The sequence below is a fragment of the Ruegeria sp. BHSB172 genome, assembly GCF_059613165.1.
On sequence record NZ_JBXWRZ010000055.1, the window covers coordinates 1 to 20,280 of the forward strand.

Annotated in this window: 20 protein-coding genes and 1 pseudogene; 10 read left to right on the forward strand and 11 right to left on the reverse strand. The window is 64.2% G+C overall.

Going from position 1 to position 20,280, the window contains the following annotated elements; all coding sequences use genetic code 11:
* The 3 genes and pseudogenes from AC2FM3_RS16280 to AC2FM3_RS16290 form a co-directional block, all read right to left on the reverse strand.
* Window positions 1–276: pseudogene (locus AC2FM3_RS16280) on the reverse strand (arginyltransferase); the annotation flags it as partial.
* Between the two features lie 74 nt (window positions 277–350).
* Window positions 351–782: an RDD family protein gene (locus AC2FM3_RS16285; RefSeq protein ID WP_496683890.1), complete on the reverse strand. Its 432-nt coding sequence runs from the start codon at window positions 780–782 to the stop codon at window positions 351–353.
* 61 nt (window positions 783–843) lie between these two features.
* Window positions 844–1,263: a DUF2852 domain-containing protein gene (locus tag AC2FM3_RS16290; protein WP_496683893.1), complete on the reverse strand. Its 420-nt coding sequence runs from the start codon at window positions 1,261–1,263 to the stop codon at window positions 844–846.
* Between the two features lie 178 nt (window positions 1,264–1,441).
* Between AC2FM3_RS16290 and glnE the strand changes: the two genes are divergently transcribed.
* Genes glnE through AC2FM3_RS16310 form a run of 4 tightly spaced genes read left to right on the forward strand, consistent with a single transcriptional unit; the run spans window position 1,442 to window position 6,288 of the window.
* Complete coding sequence (glnE, locus tag AC2FM3_RS16295) at window positions 1,442–4,234, forward strand: bifunctional [glutamate--ammonia ligase]-adenylyl-L-tyrosine phosphorylase/[glutamate--ammonia-ligase] adenylyltransferase (RefSeq protein ID WP_496683896.1); 2,793 nt, start codon at window positions 1,442–1,444, stop codon at window positions 4,232–4,234.
* Window positions 4,221–4,493, forward strand: coding sequence for a hypothetical protein (locus AC2FM3_RS16300; RefSeq protein WP_496683899.1), 273 nt, complete (start codon window positions 4,221–4,223; stop codon window positions 4,491–4,493). The genes glnE and AC2FM3_RS16300 overlap by 14 nt, the downstream gene beginning before the upstream one ends.
* Window positions 4,494–4,540: 47 nt before the next feature.
* Window positions 4,541–5,749 (forward strand): RSP_2647 family RNA methyltransferase, encoded by a 1,209-nt coding sequence (locus AC2FM3_RS16305; protein WP_496683902.1) that lies wholly within the window; start codon window positions 4,541–4,543, stop codon window positions 5,747–5,749.
* Window positions 5,746–6,288, forward strand: a complete 543-nt coding sequence (locus AC2FM3_RS16310) for an RSP_2648 family PIN domain-containing protein (RefSeq protein ID WP_496683904.1) — start codon at window positions 5,746–5,748, stop codon at window positions 6,286–6,288. Before AC2FM3_RS16305 ends, AC2FM3_RS16310 begins: the two co-directional genes overlap by 4 nt.
* A 63-nt stretch (window positions 6,289–6,351) precedes the next feature.
* On the opposite strand, the gene AC2FM3_RS16315 is transcribed toward AC2FM3_RS16310, so the two are convergent.
* Entirely contained in the window at window positions 6,352–7,038 is a 687-nt protein-coding gene (locus tag AC2FM3_RS16315; protein ID WP_093962334.1) for a M48 family metallopeptidase, read from the reverse strand.
* Window positions 7,039–7,241: 203 nt separating this feature from the next.
* Between AC2FM3_RS16315 and AC2FM3_RS16320 the strand changes: the two genes are divergently transcribed.
* On the forward strand, window positions 7,242–8,726 hold the full coding sequence (locus AC2FM3_RS16320; protein WP_496683907.1) for an inorganic phosphate transporter: 1,485 nt from the start codon (window positions 7,242–7,244) through the stop codon (window positions 8,724–8,726).
* Window positions 8,727–8,745: 19 nt separating this feature from the next.
* On the opposite strand, the gene AC2FM3_RS16325 is transcribed toward AC2FM3_RS16320, so the two are convergent.
* From AC2FM3_RS16325 to AC2FM3_RS16345, 5 genes are all read right to left on the reverse strand, one after another.
* On the reverse strand, window positions 8,746–9,930 hold the full coding sequence (locus tag AC2FM3_RS16325; RefSeq protein WP_496683910.1) for a vWA domain-containing protein: 1,185 nt from the start codon (window positions 9,928–9,930) through the stop codon (window positions 8,746–8,748).
* A 4-nt stretch (window positions 9,931–9,934) separates the two neighbouring features.
* Complete coding sequence (locus AC2FM3_RS16330; protein ID WP_496683914.1) at window positions 9,935–10,105, reverse strand: hypothetical protein; 171 nt, start codon at window positions 10,103–10,105, stop codon at window positions 9,935–9,937.
* A gap of 23 nt (window positions 10,106–10,128) precedes the next feature.
* Window positions 10,129–11,478 (reverse strand): DUF2927 domain-containing protein, encoded by a 1,350-nt coding sequence (locus AC2FM3_RS16335; protein WP_496683917.1) that lies wholly within the window; start codon window positions 11,476–11,478, stop codon window positions 10,129–10,131.
* Window positions 11,475–11,921 (reverse strand): GNAT family N-acetyltransferase, encoded by a 447-nt coding sequence (locus tag AC2FM3_RS16340; protein ID WP_496683920.1) that lies wholly within the window; start codon window positions 11,919–11,921, stop codon window positions 11,475–11,477. The genes AC2FM3_RS16335 and AC2FM3_RS16340 overlap by 4 nt, the downstream gene beginning before the upstream one ends.
* A gap of 121 nt (window positions 11,922–12,042) precedes the next feature.
* A complete protein-coding gene (locus tag AC2FM3_RS16345) occupies window positions 12,043–12,888 on the reverse strand; it encodes an AAA family ATPase (protein WP_496683935.1) in 846 nt (281 codons plus the stop codon).
* A 378-nt stretch (window positions 12,889–13,266) separates the two neighbouring features.
* On the opposite strand from AC2FM3_RS16345, the gene dksA reads away from it, so the two are divergent.
* Complete coding sequence (dksA, locus tag AC2FM3_RS16350) at window positions 13,267–13,689, forward strand: RNA polymerase-binding protein DksA (protein WP_496683923.1); 423 nt, start codon at window positions 13,267–13,269, stop codon at window positions 13,687–13,689.
* 71 nt (window positions 13,690–13,760) lie between these two features.
* Window positions 13,761–14,912 carry an FAD-dependent oxidoreductase gene (locus AC2FM3_RS16355; protein ID WP_496683925.1) on the forward strand — a complete coding sequence of 384 codons (1,152 nt, stop codon included), beginning with the start codon at window positions 13,761–13,763 and terminating at the stop codon, window positions 14,910–14,912.
* A gap of 4 nt (window positions 14,913–14,916) precedes the next feature.
* Here the strand turns inward: AC2FM3_RS16355 and xth are convergent, their stop codons facing one another.
* Entirely contained in the window at window positions 14,917–15,696 is a 780-nt protein-coding gene (gene xth / locus AC2FM3_RS16360; protein WP_496683926.1) for an exodeoxyribonuclease III, read from the reverse strand.
* A 282-nt stretch (window positions 15,697–15,978) separates the two neighbouring features.
* Complete coding sequence (locus tag AC2FM3_RS16365; protein WP_490360192.1) at window positions 15,979–16,302, reverse strand: iron-sulfur cluster assembly accessory protein; 324 nt, start codon at window positions 16,300–16,302, stop codon at window positions 15,979–15,981.
* 76 nt (window positions 16,303–16,378) lie between these two features.
* Here AC2FM3_RS16365 and AC2FM3_RS16370 point away from each other — a divergent pair, with 76 nt between their 5' ends.
* From AC2FM3_RS16370 to AC2FM3_RS16380, 3 genes are all read left to right on the forward strand, one after another.
* Entirely contained in the window at window positions 16,379–17,536 is a 1,158-nt protein-coding gene (locus tag AC2FM3_RS16370; RefSeq protein WP_496683929.1) for a deoxyguanosinetriphosphate triphosphohydrolase, read from the forward strand.
* Between the two features lie 82 nt (window positions 17,537–17,618).
* The gene (gene argS, locus AC2FM3_RS16375) at window positions 17,619–19,364 is read left to right on the forward strand and encodes an arginine--tRNA ligase (protein WP_496683931.1); all 1,746 of its coding nucleotides are present in this window, start codon (window positions 17,619–17,621) and stop codon (window positions 19,362–19,364) included.
* Between the two features lie 88 nt (window positions 19,365–19,452).
* Window positions 19,453–20,280: SPOR domain-containing protein (locus tag AC2FM3_RS16380; RefSeq protein ID WP_496683933.1), on the forward strand; the 828-nt coding region annotated here is incomplete at its 3' end.

Genomic DNA, 20,280 nt, shown 5'->3' on the forward strand with positions numbered 1-20,280 from the left:
GTTGCGTCGCGCCGCGCGTTTCTGGCTTTTGCTCGGGTGGAACACCGACACGTCGATCCGCGCCGAAAGGCAGGCGGCGCAATCGGCGCAGGATGGCCGGTACAGTACGTTCTGCGAGCGCCTGAATCCCTGTTGCGACAAGGCGTTGTTCAGATGATCGGCACCTTCACCCTGAAGCGCGGTGAACAGCTTCCGCTCAACCCTGCCCTCGAGATAGGGGCAGGGTTGTGGTGCAGTCACATAGAACTGCGGCGCAATCGGCAGCGTGTGTCGCATGAAGGCCCCGTGTTTCCTCGGGGATGATGATAGCAACGCAAATCCGGGTCGCCAAGTCCCTGAAACGGTTGGGTTCAGGCGCGCTGGTTCAGCATGACGGTGCCTAGGAAGGCATCGGTCAGGCCCTGGTTGCGGGCGCTGGTCAGCATCATGATGACCGAGATGATCTGCAGGATCGGGAAGGCCATGCTGACGAAATACCCCGCAGTGTGGGCCACGGCCTTGCCGGTGTCCATCCGTTCGCCGAAGGCGTCGCGCAGCTCGATTCCCATGAATCGCATGCCCAGCGTGGCAGAGCCGTTGGCGATGGTGACCACCCGGTAGACAAAGCTGACCACTGCGTAGATCAGCGCAAGCACGAAAAGCCCCATGCCAAAGGTCAGCAGAATGGCGACCGTGCATAGCAGCGAGATGAAGGCGATGTCGAACAGCCAGGCGAAGAAACGTTTGATCGCCACCGATTGATAGAATTCTGGCTGGCGGTCGGGATCAGGCAGGTGGGTCATTGCAGGTTCCGAATATCCGTTGGGGCGCCCTGTCCCTAAACCGGGGCAGGGCCAGTGTCCATCAGGCGGTTTCGCCTTTGTCGTCCGCATCGTTGGCGCGGGCGCGCTCGTCCATGAACTGGTCGAACTCGGCCTTGTCCTTGGCCTCGCGCAGGCGGCGCAGGAAGGCTTCAAAGTCCTGCTGCTCGCGCTCTAGCCGGGCCAGGGTATCGGCCTTGTAGGCATCGAACGCGCTGTTGCCCGAGGGCTTCATCGCGCTCATGTGGCTGTGCCACGAATGGCGGCGGCTGCAGGATTTGCTGAACATACGTTTGCTCCAGATCATGTAGGCGAGAAGGGCCAGCCCGACGGGCCAGAAGAAGATGAAACCAAGGACCATGGCGGCGATCCAGGCGCCTTTGCCTTTGTCGTCCAGCCAGGTTTCGGTGCGGTGCAGCCATCCCGGGTTGCGGGGGACGGCGGATTCGGACAATGCGGTCATGTGGGCTCTCCTGGGTTGATGTAAAACGCTTTCACATTGATGTAGATGGGGGCGTGCGGCCGGGTTGCAAGGGATCAATGTGAAAAAGATTTACATTTTTGTGCGTCCGTGCGGATCTTCCCCGCAGGGCCGCTTTGCCCCATTGACCTTGGCGGACGGCAATGTGCAACTTGCGCGCATGAGCGAAGCCCTGTCCATCACCCGTGTTCCGCGCGCCTATGACGCCGATCTGGGGCGCGAAGCCGTTGCTGCCGTGCCCGATCTGACGTCTGAACAGTCCGAGTTGATCCTGGGCGCCGCTGGCAGCAGCCCCTATCTGAACGGTCTGATCCAGCGCGAAGGCGACTGGCTGGCGCAGGCCTTGCGGGACCCGCAGCAGGCGATGGAACGCGTCATGTCCAAGGCCCGTGCCTTGCCGCCCGACCAGTTGAAGCCCGGTTTGCGGCTGGCCAAGCGCCGCGTCGCGTTGCTGACCGCGCTGGCCGATCTGTCGGGCGCATGGCCGTTGGAACAGGTCACCGGCGCGTTGACCGACTTTGCGGCGCTTGCCGTGGACATCGCGGCCAAGGCCGAGATCGCGGCGCTGATCCGGCGCAAGAAACTGCCCGGCATGACCGAAGACGACGTCGAGACCGCCGCCGGGATGGTGATCCTGGCGATGGGCAAGATGGGCGCGCACGAGTTGAACTACAGCTCGGATATCGACCTGATCGTGCTGTTTGACGAAACCCGGTACGATCCCGACGATTTCTATGAGGCGCGACAGGGCATGGTGCGGGCGACGCGCAATTTCTGCGCCACACTCAGCGACAAGACGGCCGATGGTTACGTGTTCCGCACCGATCTGCGCCTGCGCCCCGATCCCGCGGTCACCCCCGTCTGCATGGCGACCGAGGCGGCCGAGCGGTATTACGAAAGCCTGGGCCGTACATGGGAGCGTGCAGCCTATATCAAAGCCCGCCCATGCGCCGGTGACATCGCCGCCGGGCAGCGGTTTCTGGAGACCCTGCGGCCCTTTGTCTGGCGCCGCCATCTGGATTTCGCAGCCATCCAGGACGCCCACGACATGCGCCTGCGCATCCGCGAGAACAAGGGCACCGGGGGGGCTCTGACGATCCCCGGCCATGACATGAAGCTGGGGCAGGGCGGCATTCGCGAAATCGAGTTCTTTACACAGACCCGGCAGTTGATCGCCGGGGGCCGTGACCCCGATCTGCGGGTGTGCGGCACGGTTCCGGGACTGGCGGCGCTGGCGGCAAAGGGCTGGGTACCGCAGGACGCGGCCGACAAGCTGACCGACCACTACCGCGCCCATCGCGAGGTCGAACACCGCATCCAGATGGTGCATGATGCGCAGACCCACAAGGTGCCGCAATCGCCCGACGGGATCGAGCGCATCGCCTGCCTGATGGGCACCACCAGCGCCGAGCTGACGGCCGATCTGACCCGCCGCCTGAGCGAGGTGCACGAGCTGACCGAGGGCTTTTTCGCGCCCGGCGCCGGCCCCGCGCCGACCGCAGCGCCCCCGGTCGCGTTCGACGCCGGCGTTCTGGCCCGGTGGACAACCTATCCCGCGCTGCGCTCGCAAAGGGGCGCGCGCATTTTCGAGCGGCTCAAGCCCGAACTGCTGGCACGGCTGGCCAAGACCGCCCGCCCCGACGAGGCGCTGCTGGCGCTGGATGGGTTTCTGGCCGGCTTGCCCGCCGGTGTTCAGCTGTTTTCCCTGTTCGAAGCCAACCCGCATCTGACCGACCTTCTGGTCGATATCGTCGGCACCTCGCACGCGCTTGCGTCGCACCTGTCGCGCAATGCGCAGGTGTTCGACGCGGTGATCGGCGGCAGCTTCTTTGCCGAGTGGCCCGGTCAGGCCGCGCTCCGGCAGGAACTGGCTGCGGCCCTGTCCGCCGAGACCGACTATGAAACCCAGCTGGACCTGGCACGACGCTGGTGCAAGGAATGGCATTTCCGCATCGGCGTGCATCACCTGCGCGGCCTGATCGACGGGCTTGAGGCCGGTCGGCAATATGCCGAGCTGGCCCAGGCCGTGATCGCCGCGATCCTGCCTTGTGTCGAGCATCAGTTCGCGCGAAAGCACGGGCCGGCGCCGGGCAGGGGCGCGGCGGTACTGGGCATGGGGTCGCTGGGGGCGGGCCGGATCAACTCGCAATCCGACCTGGACATGATCGTGATCTATGACCCGCAGGGCGAGGAGATGTCGGATGGCCCGCGGTCCCTGGCCACGCGCACCTACTACGCGCGTTTCACCCAGGCGCTGATCACCGCGCTGTCCGCGCCCATGTCGCAGGGACGTCTGTACGAAGTCGACATGCGCCTGCGCCCCTCGGGAAATCAGGGGCCGGTGGCGACAAGCTGGGCCAGCTTCACCCATTACCAGCAGAAGGAAGCCTGGGTGTGGGAACATCTGGCCCTGACCCGCGCCCGCGTGGTCGCGGGCGAGCCCGGGCTGGCCCGCGACATCGAGGCCTTCCGCTCCGACTTCATCGCGCGCCCGCGGGACGCGGGACATGTCCTGCGCGAAGTCTCGGAAATGCGTGCGCGTTTGGCGGCAGCCAAATCTCCCGCCGGGATCTGGGACGTTAAGAATGGGCCCGGCCGCCTGCTGGACATCGAACTGATGGCCGAGGCCGGGGCCTTGCTGGCGGGCTCGGCGGAACGCGATGTGGCCTCGGGCCTGCAGGGCGCCGTCGCTGCGGGGCTGCTTGAGGTCGTTCAGGCGCAGGTCTTGTGCGAGGCCTATGACCTATTCTGGCAGGTGCAATGCGCCGCGCGGCTGCTGTCGGGCAAGGTGATCGAGGCCGACAAGATCGGGCAGGGGGGCACGGCCTTTCTGTGCCGGGCCACCGGGTTCGAGCAGGTCGAACAGTTGCAGGCCGCATTGCAGGAAAACTATGCTGCCGCCGCCGCCATCATAAGCGCGGTGATCGAGGAGGGACGCGATGCCGCGCAGTGACGACCCCAACGACCCTAAGGGCCTGATCCGCGAGGCCTATCGCATCGAGGGCATCGCCTTGCCCGAATGCCGCAGCATCTTTCTGGACTGGGCGCTCAGCCTGCCGGACGGGCGCGACCAGAAGCAGGCGCTGACCGAGTTGCACGCTTTCTATGCCGCGCGCGATGCCGATCATCCCATGACACAGGTCTTGCGCGAAGGGCTGGATACCGCGCAGGCCCCGCGCCGGCGCGGCGGTTGGCGTGCCCGGCCACGGTGACCCAATCGGGGCTTTCCTGCCCGCGCAATCGCGACTATGAGGGCGCCATGACGCAATCCACCCCGCCCGACCGCCCCAGAATCCGTTTGAAACCCAAAGCCAACGCGCGCGGTCTGCGCCACGGCTTTCCCTGGGTCTATGCCAATGACATCGTTTCCGACCGGCGCACCCGCAAGATCGCGCCCGGTGCGCTGGCCGTGCTTGAGGATGACAAACGCGCCCCGATCGCGCTGGTGGCAGTCAATCCGAACTCCAAGATCATGTGCCGGGTGCTGGATCGCGACCTGTCGGCGCAGCTGGATGCCGGGTGGTTCGAAACCCGCCTGCGCCGGGCGCTCGACCTGCGCGAACGCCTGTTTGATGCGCCGTTCTACCGGCTGGTCCATGCCGAGGCCGACGGTTTTCCCGGTGTCATCATTGACCGGTTCGGCGACGCCTGCGTGATCCAGCCCAATGCCGCGTGGGCAGAGGCGCATCTGGACCTTCTGACCGACGCGCTGGTCGCGGTGACAGGGGTGACGACCGTGCTCAAGAACGCCGCGGGCCGCACCCGCGGGCTGGAAGGTCTGGATGACGTGAACCAGACCCTGCGCGGCACCGCGCCCGATGCACCACTGCCCGTTCCGATGAATGGCGCGATCTACATGGCCGACCTGACCGGGGGCCAGAAAACCGGCCTGTTTTACGACCAGCGCCCCAACCACGCCTTTGCCGCCCGCTTGGCGGGCCCCGGTGCGCATGTGCTGGACGTGTTCAGCCACGTGGGCGGTTTTGGCCTGGCCATGCTGGCCGGTGGCGCCGACCACGCGCTGTCGGTCGATGGCTCGGCCGCCGCGCTGACTCTGGCCGAGCAGGGCGCCGTCGCCTCGGGCTTTGGCGACCGCTTTGAAACCCGACAGGGCGATGCCTTTGACGTCCTGACCCAACTGGGCGAGGACGGTGCGCAGTTCGACGTGGTCATCTGCGATCCGCCAGCCTTTGCGCCGTCGAAACAGGCGCTGGATGCCGGGCTGCGGGCCTATGAGCGGATCGCCCGCCTGGCCGCACCGCTTGTCAAACCGGGGGGGTATCTGGGCCTGTGTTCCTGCTCGCACGCAGCAGACCTGACCCGCTTCCGCGAGGCCTGCGCCCGCGGTATAGGCCGGGCCGGGCGTCAGGCGCAGATGATCCACACCGGCTTTGCCGGACCCGACCATCCACAACTGCCGCAACTGGCCGAGAGTGGCTATCTGAAATCCGTGTTCTACCGGCTGTGAAGGCGGTTCTCGACACCTGCGTCATCTACCCGACGGTGATGCGCGAGATGCTGCTGGGCGTGGCGGCGCGGGGCCACTTCACCCCGCTCTGGTCGGCTCGCATCCTCGAGGAATGGGCCCGCGCCGCCCGCAAACTTGGCCCCGAGGGCGAGGCACAGGCCCGGGCCGAAATCGCGTTGGTGCAGGCACATTGGCCGCAGGCCGAACGCCCCGACGCGCCCGGCCTCGAACAGCGCCTCTGGCTTCCCGATCCGGCCGACACGCATGTGCTGGCCACCGCGGTCGCCGCTTCGGCCGACACGATCATCACCGTCAATGCCAAGGACTTTCCAAGACATATCCTGGCCGAAGAGGGCCTTGCCCGCATCGACCCCGACAGCTTCCTTCACGGAATCTGGCAGAATGATCCGATCGGCGTCGAACAGGTGGCTCAATCGGTTCTGACCGAAGCCAACCGCCTGTCGGGCGACAGATGGACTCTGCGCGCATTGATGAAAAAGGCCCGGCTGCCGCGCCTCGGCAAGGCTCTGGCGGCCTGACCGCTTCATCTGGCCCGAAATATCCCGGAGAGCGCGAGAGGCTGGCCTCTCGCATCCTGACCCTCAGCCACGCTCCCAACGTTGCTCAAGGGCCTCCAGCGCGGCAATCCGCTCGTCCGTTTTGGGGTGGCTCATCAGCCAGGCCGGAACCACGCCCGCCCGTTGCTGTGTCAGATCCTCAAGCTTGTGAAACAGGGATTTCTGTGGCCCGATCCCGATTCCGGCCTTGGTCAGCAAGGCGGCTGCGTATTCGTCCGCCTCATACTCGTCCGCCCGCGACAGGCGCGAGGCCAGCAGCGCGGTCAGCGCATTTGCGATCCACGCGCCGATGAAGGGAATGAACCGGTTGAGAAGCATCATCAGCGCCGCCCGCATCGCGTTCTGACCGGAAAAATCGATCATCCGCCGCCGGGCATGGCCCAGCGCCACATGCCCCAGCTCGTGCGCGATGACGCTGGCCATCTCCTCGGCCGAGACCTCGCCGTTACGGAACTTGCGATAGAACCCACGGGTTATGAAGATGCGCCCGTCCGGCGCGGCCAGTCCGTTCACCGGGTCGATTTCGTAGATATAGACCGGCACGCGCGCCACATCCAAGGCGGCGGCCAAGCGGTCGGTCATGCGTTTCAATTCAGGATCGGCCAGTTCGGTCGACTTCGCATCCAGCTCGCGATGGGTGCGCCAGACGGAAATCCGATACATCACAATGGCATAGGCGATCGCCAGCAGAATTGGGGTCAGACGCAACATATCTCAGATATGGGCGGATCGGGATGCGGGGGCAAGTCGTTCCTCATCACTTTCGGGCAACATGGGCGACTTGGGGTAGTTCATGAGTCGGAAATCGCGCGATGTCAGATCGCAAATTCCATATTTCAAAGGTTGAAATGAAGGCAAAAGCCTTCTAGGGCACAGCGCACGCTGTGCGAGCGCGCGCTATGCAAGAGGGACAAATGGCCAACAATGATTTAGAAGCCCGGCACCTTGAAACGCTGGATCGTGACCTGCGCCGGTTTTCCCGCCTCGAGGTCGCAGCGGCGCAAGTCGGGCGGCCGGTCGTCGGGTCGGGCATCGCCTTCGTGTTCATCGTAATCGCCGGGATCACGGCTGCTTTGTTGTTCGGACAGGCCAGCAACACGATGATCGTCGTGATCGCGGCCATGTTCGGCGCTTACATGGCACTGAACATCGGGGCGAACGATGTGGCCAACAATATGGCTCCGGCGGTGGGCGCGAACACCCTGACCATGGGCGGCGCCATCGCGATTGCTGCAATTTTCGAAAGCGCCGGCGCCCTGATCGCGGGTGGAGACGTGGTCTCGACCATCGCCAAGGGCATCATCAATACCGAAAGCATGGGAACGGCAACTGTCTTCATTTGGGCCATGATGGCCGCGCTGCTGTCTGCCGCGCTTTGGATCAACCTTGCCACCTGGATAGGCGCTCCGGTCTCGACCACGCATTCGGTCGTGGGGGGCGTCATGGGGGCAGGGATCGCAGCGGCGGGGTTCGGTGCCGTCAGCTGGGGCAAGATGAGCCAGATCGCTGCAAGCTGGGTCATCTCGCCGGTTCTGGGCGGTGTCATTGCTGCTGCTTTCCTGTGGTTCATCAAAACCCGGGTCATCTATCAGGACGACAAGATCGCCGCAGCGCGCAAATGGGTTCCGGTTCTGGTCGGCATCATGGCCGGGGCGTTTGCCTCGTACCTTGCGCTGAAAGGCCTCAAACATCTGTTCAAGATCAACCTGCAGACGGCCCTGGTGATCGGCCTGGTCAGTGGCGTGCTGATCTGGTTGGTGACGATTCCGGTCATTCGTCGTCAGGCCGAGGGGCTGGAGAACCGCAACAAATCGCTCAAGATCCTGTTCGGTATTCCGTTGATCATTTCGGCGGCGCTGCTCAGCTTTGCGCATGGGGCCAATGACGTGGCCAACGCCGTCGGGCCTCTGGCCGCGATCGTTCAGGCCTCGGCGGTGGGTGATTTCACCCATGCGGTGAACATTCCGCCCTGGGTCATGATCATCGGCGCCTTTGGTATCTCGTTCGGCCTGTTCCTGTTCGGGCCCAAGCTGATCCGGGTGGTCGGCAGCCAGATCACCAAGCTGAACCCGATGCGGGCCTATTGCGTGGCGCTGTCGGCGGCGATCACCGTGATCGTAGCCAGCTGGCTTGGCCTGCCGGTCAGTTCGACCCACATCGCCGTTGGCGCGGTATTTGGCGTCGGGTTCTTCCGGGAATGGGACGCCGAGCGGCGCCTGATCAAGGCGCGCGGTGCCGTGCCGGAACGCCCGGTGCTTGCCCCCGAAGAGCGCCGCCGCCGCAAGCTGGTACGCCGGTCGCACTTCCTGACGATCATCGCGGCCTGGGTGATCACGGTGCCTGCGGCGGCCCTGCTGTCGGGGCTGCTGTTCCTGGGAATTCAGGCAATCGCCGGATAGGACCAAAGCCGGGCTGTCGCTACCGCGTCAGCTCGCGCATTCCGCGCTCCAGCCCGGCCAGCGTCATCGGCACCATCCGGTCTTCGAAGATCTCGCGGATCATGCCGATCGAATGGGTGTACTCCCAGTATTTCTCGGGCACCGGATTGATCCACAGGTTCGACGTCCACTGCTCGCGCGCGCGCTGCAGCCAGACCTGACCGGCCTCTGCGTTCCAGTGCTCGTTGGCACCGCCGGGATAGGCGATCTCGTAGGGCGACATCGAAGCGTCACCAACGAAGATGCATTTGTAGTCGGGGCCATACGTCCGCAGCACCTCATGCGTGGGGGTCTGCGCATCCCACCGGCGTCGATTGTCGCGCCAGACGCCTTCGTACAGGCAGTTGTGGAAATAGAAATATTCCAGGTGTTTGAACTCGGCCCGCGCGGCCGAAAACAATTCCTCGACCACCTTGACATGCGGATCCATCGAGCCTCCCACATCGAGGAACAGCAGCACTTTCACCGCATTGTGCCGTTCGGGCCGGGTCTTGACGTCCAGGTATCCGTGCTCGGCCGTGGCGCGGATGGTGCCGTCGAGGTCCAGCTCTTCGGCGGCGCCCTCGCGGGCCCAGCGGCGCAGGCGTTTCAGCGCGACCTTGATGTTGCGGGTGCCCAGCTCGACCGTGTCGTCCAGATTGCGGAACTCGCGCTTGTCCCAGACCTTGACCGCGCGCTGGTGGCGGCTTTCCTTCTGACCGATGCGCACACCTTCGGGGTTGTAGCCATAGGCCCCGAAGGGCGACGTGCCCGCGGTGCCGATCCACTTGTTGCCGCCCTGATGGCGGCCTTGCTGATCTTTCAGCCGCTCGCGCAGCGTCTCCATCAGCTTGTCGAATCCGCCAAGCGCTTCGATCTCGGCCTTTTCCTCGTCTGACAGGTGCTTCTCGGCCATCTTGGCCAGCCACTCGGCCGGGATGTCCACAGCCTCAAGCACCTGATCCATGGTGATCTCGGACAGCCCCTCGAAGCTGGCGGCGAAGGCGCGGTCGAACTTGTCGATGTTACGCTCGTCCTTCACCATCGAGACACGGGCGAGGTAGTAGAACGCCTCGATGTCGTAGGTGGCCAGCCCCTTTTTCATCCCCTCCAGAAAGGTCAGGTATTCCCGCAACGAGACGGGGATGCCGGCTTTTCTGAGGTTTTCGAAAAAGGGAATGAACATCCGGTCAGCCCACCATCCGAACCAGGATCAACGACGCCACCAGCCCCAAAAGGGCGAAGGCGATGCCGTATCCGGCGGCGTATTGGGCGATGTCGGCCCCGCTGCCCTTGCGCCTGCGTGCCGTCAGCGCGCCCAGAATCGCTCCTACGATCGCCATGCCCCAAACCAGTCCCATTCGCTTGCCATCCGTTTGCTGTGTCACGGGTTGCGCAGCGCGATGTTCTGCACCAGCGCGCGCACCACCAATTCCGAACCGAAGGCGTAGCGCGCCCACCCCAGACTGTCCAGCCTGACGGTGCGTGCCGTCTCGGGGCGAGCGGCCTGATCCAGCGCTTCGGATTTCAGCAGCAGCAGGGTTGCAAGCAACGCGGCGTTTTCGGCCCGTCGCGCCGTTTCTATGGCCGTGTCCAGTTGCGGCAGCATGTCCGGCCCCTGGTCCCGTCCGAGCGCATAGGCTGCAATCTGGGCGATGACATGGGCCTGATGCACTTCGGTTCCGGGCGTATTGCGCAGGAATTGCATGGCAATCGCATATTCGCGCTGTGCGCCTTCGGGGTTGTCATACTGGATCATCCGGCCCATGAGATAGTGCGGATAGGCGCGTCGGTGGTCGGTCCAGCCTTGCTGCTGGCCGATCCGCATCGCCCGGTCCAGCGCGCGCAGCCGCCGGGGCGAGGGCGCGCCGTTGCCCACCGCGATCTGCACCGCGTCGATCCAGGCGCGCGGCGTGGCCGATACCGCTTGGGCGGGCAGACGTGCGCCGCGCGGATTGAGGCGCGCGATCACGCCGGGGATCACTTGCGCGACCTCATCCCGCGTCATGCCGGTGCGCAGCTCGGGCGCATAGGCGGCCCGAAGGATCAGCATGTCGAACCCGGTCAGGGTGGTGTGGAAATTGTCGTCGTTGAACACCGAATCCGGCAGGCGGTACATGTCGTTCAACGGACCCAGCGCCTGCGCCAGTTCTTCGTTCAGGCAATCGCGGATTTCCTGGGGGCTGACATCGTTGGGAACGAAAATGCCTAGCCGCTCGCGGCTGCGCAGGGCCGACCAGCTGCTTTTGGGTTTGCGCCTGTCGCGGCGGTATTCCTCTAGGCTTTGGGCGTTGGGTACGACGAAACAGGCCGCCTGCGGCAGAACGCGCTGGATCTGGCGCTGGGGGACGGCCTGGATGGTGATGTTGGCCGGCCCGTCCTGGACCTGCCGGATGTCGATCCCGGCCTCGGTGCGCAAACGCGTCAGCACCCGGCTCAGATCGGCCTGCATGGTCGGGGCCGGCGTGCCCGTCAGGCGCAGCGTGATCGGAGTTTCGAACCGGGTGAACACGGGCAACGGGGTGCCGCTTTCCAGAAAGAAGAACAGGTCGAGAAAATCGGCGGCGATGTTGGCGTTCGCGCGCATGGGCGGAACCGGGCGCGGCGCGCCGAAGGATCTGGCCGGGGGCAGGGTGCTTTCGGTCGATTTGACCTCAGCGGGCAGTTCGATCGTTTCGATCGTACTGCAGCCAGCCAGCATCAAAGCCAGAACGAAGGCCGCCAGCCTTGTCATGGACGCTGATATTTGATGAACGGGGTCAGTTGCCCGACCCTGTCATACAACCGGCGCGCAGCGTGGTTGAACTCTTGCGTCAACCAATAGACCGAGGGCGCGCCCCGGCGATCGGCCTCGGCATAGACGGCCTCGATCAGGGCGCGTCCGACGCCGGTGCCGCGCACCTGCGGATCGGCGTAAAGGTCCTGCAGGTAGCAGACATCCTCGGTCTTCCAGGCGTGGCGATGAAACAGGAAATGGGTCAGCCCCACCAACTGCCCGTCGCGCTCGGCCACAAGGCAGGAAAAGTCACGGGGGTCATCACTCAGCAGGCGCGAGAAAGTGCTGTCATAGACCGCTTGCGGCAGCTCGGTTTCGTAGAAGGCCAGATAGGCGCGCCACAGAGCGGTCCATTCCGGCCGGTCCTGGGCGGTCAGAGGGCGAATGCACGGCTGGGTCACATTGGTGGCCTTTGCGGTCTGGTTGCTCGATTGGTGGCCGCGGAAGGGCGCGCGCCGATGCTGGCATCAGGTGCGCCCCAAGGCAAGCCGCGATCACGGAATGGTCAACGACCGGCGCGCTTCAGCGCTTGGCGCGCGCCATGAAGGCCAGCCGTTCGAACAGGTGCACGTCCTGTTCGTTCTTCAGCAGGGCGCCGTGCAGCTTGGGCAGGGCATTGACCCCGTCGCGCTTCAGGTCCTCGGCGTCCAGATCCTCGGCCAGCAAAAGCTTGAGCCAGTCCAGCACCTCGGAGGTCGAGGGCTTTTTCTTCAGCCCCTGCGTCTCGCGGATTTCGTAGAACTGGGTCAGTGCGGTGGTCAGCAGCGCTTCTTTGATGCCCGGGTGGTGCACCTCGACGATGCGGCGCATCGTGGCCTCGTCGGGGAAGCGGATATAGTGGAAGAAACAGCGGCGCAAGAAGGCGTCGGGCAGTTCCTTTTCGTTGTTCGAGGTGATGATCACGATGGGGCGGTTTTTGGCCCGGATGGTTTCGCCGGTCTCGTAGACATGAAACTCCATCTTGTCGAGTTCCTGCAGCAGGTCGTTGGGGAACTCGATATCGGCCTTGTCGATCTCGTCGATCAGCAGCACGACCTTTTCTTCGGCCTCGAAGGCCTGCCACAGCTTGCCCTTCTTGATGTAGTTGCGGACGTCGTTCACGCGCTCGTCGCCCAACTGGCTGTCGCGTAGGCGACTGACGGCATCGTATTCGTACAGGCCCTGCTGCGCGCGGGTGGTGGATTTGATGTTCCACTCGATCATCGTCAGTCCCAGCGCCGAGGCTACCTGCTTGGCCAGTTCGGTCTTGCCAGTTCCGGGCTCACCCTTGACCAGAAGCGGTCGTTCCAGCGTCACGGCGGCGTTCACCGCGATGGTCAGATCGTCGGTGGCAACATAGTCTGCGGTGCCTTCGAAACGTGTGGTCATGTGGCCCTCGTGATGATTGTCGCGCAGCGCGCCGGCAAAGAACTCGGGCACCGGGTTACCGGCAGGGGTGATCTTTTACAACCCGGGTCGCAGCGTCGCGGTTTGGGCCCGGCCAATCGAACCGCCCCTGGTTGATTCGGATCACCCGGTTCGATCCGGCGTTGAACCTGCCGCAAAATGGCCGGATCCGTTTCACGAAAAAAGTCGTTTTCATACGTTAAGTCTCATGCTTGTACCAATTTCATCAGTGGCGTGCCGGGCTGGCGTTTGCATAGTGACATTCCTGGCCGCGTGGGATAAACGCTGCGCAGAAGGGGGTGCCGAATGTCAGGCGATACAACCGCAAAAGACGTTTCCGGCCATGCCAAGGGAGCAGATATGAAGCAGGAAGTTTTTCTGCCGGAAGACTACCGTCCGGCCGAAGATGAGCCTTTCATGAATGAACGACAGCTTGAGTATTTCCGTCGCAAGCTGCTGAATTGGAAACACGAACTTTTGGCGGGCAGCCGCGACACCATCGAAGGGCTGCAGGGCAATACCCGCAACATTCCCGATGTCGCCGACCGCGCCAGCGAAGAGACGGACCGCGCGCTGGAATTGCGGACCCGCGACCGTCAGCGCAAGCTGGTGGCCAAGATCGATGCTGCGCTGCGTCGTATCGACGAAGGCGAGTACGGCTATTGCGAGGTCACAGGCGACCCGATTTCGCTCAAGCGGCTGGATGCCCGTCCGATCGCGACCATGACGCTCGAGGCGCAAGAGCGGCACGAGCGTCGCGAGAAGGTGCACCGCGACGATTGATCGCTGGAACGTTCTGACGAATTCGAACGCCGGGGCCTGTGGTTCCGGCGTTTTTGCGTTATGCCAGCTGCATGAAGATCGACGGCTTGAAGTTTGTGGTGGTGGGCGGAGGGATCGGTGGCCTTGCGGCCGCCGTGGCGCTGCAACAGCGCGGCGCACAGGTGACTGTGCTGGAACAGGCGCCCGAGCTGGCCGAGGTGGGTGCCGGGTTGCAGATCAGTGCCAACGGGATGGCGGTGCTGCGCGCGCTGGGTGTGGCGGGCTCTCCGCCCGAGGCCGCGCAGATCTCGCACGGAACCGTGTTGCGCGACTATCGGCGCGGGCGCGTCATCAGCCGGGTGCCGCCGCCTGCGGCCGGGGCGACGTATTACTATCATCGTGCAGACCTGCTGGACCTGTTGCGCGACGCGGCCTTGCGGACAGGGGTGGATCTGCGTCTGAACGCGCGGGTCACGCATGTGCGCAAACACCCCTCCGACGCCGAGATCTCGTTGCGCGACGGGACACGCCTCCGGGCCGAATGCGTCATCGCGGCGGACGGTGGGCGCAGCCATGTCCGCCCGGTTCTGAATGGAACCGAGGCGCCCCGGTTCACGCATCAGGTCGCGTGGCGCGCGACAATTCCCTGGGCCGACCGCACGGCGACCCCCATGGCCACTTTGACCATGGGGCCGGGCCGTCACGTGGTGACCTATCCGCTGCGGGATCAATCGCAGATGAACATCGTCGCGATCGAGGAGCGTTCGGACTGGACCGAGGAAGGCTGGAAGCTGGAAGGCGATGTCGGCGACCTGCATGCGCGCTTCGCCGATTTCGGCGGGGTCACGGGGGAAATCCTTGCCCGCATCGACAAGGTGAACATCTGGGCGCTGTTCCTGCGTCCGGTGGCACAGAAATGGCAGAACGGGCGCGTGGCCCTGTTAGGTGACGCGGCCCATCCGTCTTTGCCGTTCATGGCCCAGGGCGCATGCCTCGCGCTCGAGGACGCGTGGGTCCTCAGGCGCGCATTCGATGACCAGTCAGGTGTCCAACGCGCACTCGCAGCCTATGAAGCCAGGCGCCGCCCCCGCGCCCGCGCGGTGGTCGCTGCCGCCGCAAGTAACGCACGAAACTTCCACCTGAAAGGTCCGACGCGTATCGCGGCGCAGATGGCTTTGTCGCTGATCGGTCGCAGGCTGACGCGGCGATATGATTGGATCTACGATTACGATCCGACGGCATGACGGGTCAAAAATCCAGATCGACCCAGATCGGAACGTGATCCGAAGGCTTTTCGTGCCCGCGTACCTCGGCGTCGATCCGGCAATCCTGCAACAGGTCCGCGGCCTGCGGGGTCAGCAGGAAATGGTCGATACGGATCCCGTCATTCCGGTTCCAGGCGCCGGCCTGATAGTCCCAGAACGTATAGTGTCCGGGACCTTGGGTTCGGGCGCGGAACGCGTCCGTGAACCCGAGGTTCAGTATTTTTCGAAAGGCGGCGCGGCTTTCGGGACGAAACAACGCGTCCTCGCGCCAGGCATCCGGGCGCTTGGCGTCTTCGGCCTGCGGAATGACGTTATAGTCGCCTGCCATCAGGGCGGGTTCCTCGGCCTTCAGCAATTCGAGTGCACGTTGATGCAGCCGATCCATCCATGCCAATTTGTAGTCGAACTTTGGCCCGGGTGCGGGGTTCCCGTTAGGAAGGTACAACCCGCAGACCCGCAGAGCTTTCTTGCCCACGACGGTCGCTTCGATCCAGCGAGCCTGATCGTCGCCATCATCGCCTGGCAATCCGCGGGTGACATCCTCCAACGGAAGTTTTGACAGGATCGCGACCCCGTTGAAGCTTTTTTGACCGTGGGTTTCGACGTTGTAGCCGCGCTCCTCGAAGATCTCTCGCGGAAAATTCTCGTCGACGGATTTTATTTCCTGCAACACGGCGACGTCGGGCTGTGCGTCGTCCAGCCAGCGCAGCAGGGCGTCGGCGCGGGCCTTGATGCCGTTGATGTTGAACGAGGCAATTTTCATGCGAGCCCTCCGGTTAAACCACGGCCACCTATCGCGCAGAACCACCCCAACGGCAAGCAGTTAGCCGGGAATGCGAGGCTCTGCCTCGCGCTCCGGGATATTTGGGGCCAGATGAAGTAACGGTGTGTTAACCAGATTGTCGGAGAAAGAAGGGGCGGTACAGGCGGGGACGCCGATGACCGCGCCAGGTGAAGCCCTCCGGCTTTGGGATCGGAGGACCGACCTCCGCCTTCATCTGGCTAAAAATATCCTGGGGGTGTGGGGCAAAGCCCCCGCGATGCACTACATCGAAAAAGACGTGCCGCAGCCGCAGGATGAGGTGGCGTTGGGGTTGTCGATAACGAAACGCGCGCCGATCAACTCTTCGGTGAAGTCGATGGTGGCGTTTTCAAGGAAGGGCAGGGAAATTGCGTCCACGACGACCTTCTGACCTTTGCCCTCAAGCACCAGGTCGTCCTCTTTGGGCTCGTCCAGCGCGATTTCGTATTGGAAGCCGGAGCAGCCACCGCCTTCCACAGCGATGCGCAGCGCCTTGCCATTGTCGGCCGCGCCGATTTCAGCCAACCGCTCAAACGCGCGTTCCGTGACCGTGGGGGGCAGATTCATGCCGGACTCCAAAGGTTTCTTTCTTGACCATCGTACAATATAGAAAACCCGACGACGGGCGACAAGGACAAGACGATTGGAGCGAGCAGGTTTTGCCTCGGACCCCAGCCGCGCACGGGGGCGGTTGGTGCCAGAGGAGGAGAGCAGCTTTCGGTCCTGCTTTCAGCGGGACAGGGACCGGATCATTCACGCCAGCGCCTTTCGGCGGCTCAAGCACAAGACGCAGGTCTTTGTTGAGCACGAGGGCGACAACTACCGCACCCGGCTGACTCATTCCATCGAGGTGGCGCAGGTCGCCCGCACAATCGCGGGCGCTTTGGGCCTGAACCAAGAACTGACCGAGGCCGTCGCGCTGGCGCATGATCTGGGTCACACTCCGTTTGGGCATACCGGCGAGGACGCGCTGCACGCGCTGATGGCACCTTACGGCGGGTTCGATCATAACGCCCAGGCCATCCGGATCGTGACGAGGCTCGAACGCCACTATGCCGAATTCGACGGTTGCAACCTGACATGGGAATGCCTTGAGGGGATCGCCAAGCACAATGGTCCGGTCACCGGCGATCTGCCCTGGGCGCTGGCCGAATGCAATGACGCCTTCGATCTGGAACTGCACACCCATGCCAGCGCCGAGGCGCAGGTGGCGGCGTTGTCCGATGACATCGCCTATAACAACCACGACCTGTTGGACGGATTGCGCGCCGGGCTGTTCACCGACGACGAGATCACGCAATTGCCCATCATCGGTGAATGCTACGCGGATGTGGATCGCAAGTACCCCGGCCTTGATCCCTATCGCCGGCGGCACGAGGCCTTGCGGCGCGTGTTCGGCGTGATGGTGTCCGATGTCATCGACACGTCCCGCGCCATTCTGGCCGCTTCAGGGGCGCAATCGGTCGAGGATATCCGCCACCTGGGCCATCCGGTCATCCGGTTCTCGGAGGGTCTATGGGCGCAGTTGCGCGAGATACGGGCTTTTCTGTTCACCCGCATGTATCGTGCGCCCAGCGTCATGGAGGTGCGCGCCCGGGTCAGTCGCGTGGTCGAGGAGCTGTTCCCGATCTACTTGAACGATCCCCGGCAGATGCCCCGGCACTGGCATGACGATATCGAGGCCGCAGCGGACGAAACCGAACTGGCCCGGATCGTGTCGGACTATATCTCGGGGATGACCGACCGGTTCGCGCTGCAGGATCACGCACGCCTGACTGGGAAAACACCGCTGGAGCGTTAGGCGCCCGCGTCCTTGGCCAACGCCCGCATTGACCTTGCCGCCTTGCGTGATAAACCGCCGGGCAAGCAAAAGGACATCCGAAATGAACCTGTTCTCTGATATCCGCGACCTTGTTCTGGACGCGTTGACCCAGATGCAAATCGAAGGCGCTCTGCCCGAGGGGCTGAGCTTTGACAACGTGGCGGTCGAGCCGCCGCGCGACGCGGCGCATGGCGACATGGCCACGAACGCGGCGATGGTGCTGGCGAAACCGGCGAAGATGAAGCCCCGCGACATCGCCGAGACGCTGGCCGCGAAGCTGGCCGAGGATGAGCGGATCACCAGCGCCGAGGTCGCCGGCCCCGGCTTTCTGAACCTGCGTCTGGCGCCGTCGGTCTGGCAGGGCGTTCTGGGCGCGGTGCTGGAAAAGGGCACCGACTATGGCCGCTCGACCATGGGGCAGGGGCTGAAGGTGAACGTCGAATACGTCTCGGCCAACCCCACCGGGCCGCTGCATGTGGGTCATACCCGCGGCGCGGTGTTCGGCGACGCGCTGGCCAGCCTGTTGGCGTATTCCGGCCATGACGTGACCCGCGAATATTACATCAACGATGGCGGCGCGCAGGTCGATGTTCTGGCCCGGTCTGCGTTCGAGCGGTACCGCGAGGCCAACGGCCTGAGCCCGGAAATCGCCGAGGGCCTGTATCCCGGCGACTATCTGATCCCGATCGGCGAGGCGCTGAAGGAGAAATATGGTGACAGCCTGTTGGACAAGCCCGAAAGCGAGTGGCTGGCCGAGGTGCGTGAATTCGCCACCGATGCGATGATGGATCTGATCCGCGCCGATCTGAAGGCGCTGGGCGTCGAGATGGACGTGTTCTTCTCGGAAAAATCGCTCTATGGCACCGGCAAGATCGAGGCCGCGCTGGAGGCGCTGAACGAAAAGGGCCTGATCTATGAGGGCGTGCTCGAGCCGCCCAAGGGCAAGAAACCCGAGGACTGGGAGCCGCGTGAGCAGACCCTGTTCCGCTCGACCGCGCATGGCGATGACGTGGATCGCCCGGTCAAGAAATCCGACGGCAGCTGGACCTATTTCGCCCCCGACATCGCCTATCACTATGACAAGGTGACCCGCGGGTTCGACGCGCTGATCGACGTGTTCGGGGCGGACCATGGCGGCTATGTCAAGCGAATGAAGGCCGCCGTTTCAGCATTGTCGGACGGCAAGGTGCCGCTGGACATCAAGCTGACCCAGCTGGTCAAGCTGTGGAAGAACGGCGAACCGTTCAAGATGTCGAAACGGGCCGGCAACTTCGTCACCCTGCGCGACGTGGTCGATCAGGTCGGCCCCGACGTGACGCGCTTCGTGATGCTGACCCGCAAGAACGACGCGCCGCTGGATTTCGATTTCGACAAGGTGCTGGAACAGAGCCGCGAGAACCCTGTGTTCTATGTTCAATATGCCCATGCCCGGGTGATGAGCGTGCTGCGCCGCGCCGCCGAGGCGGGCATCGACGCCACCGACGAAACCCTGCGCGGGGCAGACCTGGCGGCGCTGGATCACCCGGCCGAACTGACCGTGGCCAAGAAGCTGGCCGAATGGCCACGCCTGGTCGAGATCGCGGCCCGCACCAACGAGCCGCACCGCATCGCCTTCTATCTGTATGAACTTGCAGGGGATTTCCACGCCTTGTGGAACCGTGGCAACGACGAGCCCACGCTGCGGTTCCTGCAGGATGGTGATGTGGCCACAAGCCAGTCAAAAATAGCACTGGCCCGGGCCGTTTCTGTTGTGATTTCAGCGGGCTTGGGTATTCTTGGGGTCACGCCGGCGCAGGAGATGCGGTAACCAACACCGCCCGAACCGCCGGTACGAGGTAGGCAAGAAATGACCCGCGCGCCGCGATTTCAGGCGCATTTCGGGCAGTGAGGCGGATATGGCACGTTACGATTTCTCGGGGCAGACAGGCCCCGAGCATATGCATTACTCGAATCAATTCACCGCTGAAGACGGGTACGAGCACCCCGGCGACATGCCGGATTTCGACGGGGCATCGGCCGGTGTCCCGGGCTTTGGCCGCATCGTGAATATTCTTGGCGCCGCGGCGTCCCTGGCGCTGGTGGCCGGGGTGACAGTCTGGGGCTACAAGCTGGTGATGCGGGACGTGTCCGGCGTGCCGGTGGTGCGTGCGGTCGAAGGTCCGATGCGCGTGCAGCCCGAAAACCCCGGTGGAACGCCGGCCGATCATCAAGGTCTGGCGGTGAACGCCGTGGCGGCGGCCGGCACGGCCGCGCCGCCGGCCGACCGGCTGATCCTTGCCCCGCGCCCGGTCTCGCTGAGCGACGAGGACGCGCCGATGGGCACGTTGAAACCGACCCCGGCGGTTCTGAAGGTTGAAGAGACAATAACAAATCAGGAGGCCGCCGAGTTGCGGCAGGACGCGGTGGAGACGCTGGTTTCGGAATTGTCGGGTGATGTCGCGGCCTCTGCCGAGCTGGAACCGGGTGTGCAACTGGCCGCGCTGACCATGCCCGAGGACGAACCCGCCATCGACCCGGCCGATCTGGCCGCACAATTGCCCGACCCGGAGCTTGCCGCCTTGCCCGGTGTGCGGCGGTCTCTGCGCCCGCTGACGCGCCCCGCCGGGTTGCGCCGCGCCGCTCCGGTGGGTGGCGCAATCGACGCGGATGCGGTGAATGCCGCCGTGAAATCGGCAATGGGTCTGGATGTCGATCCCGACTCGCTGGCCAAGGGTACACGGCTG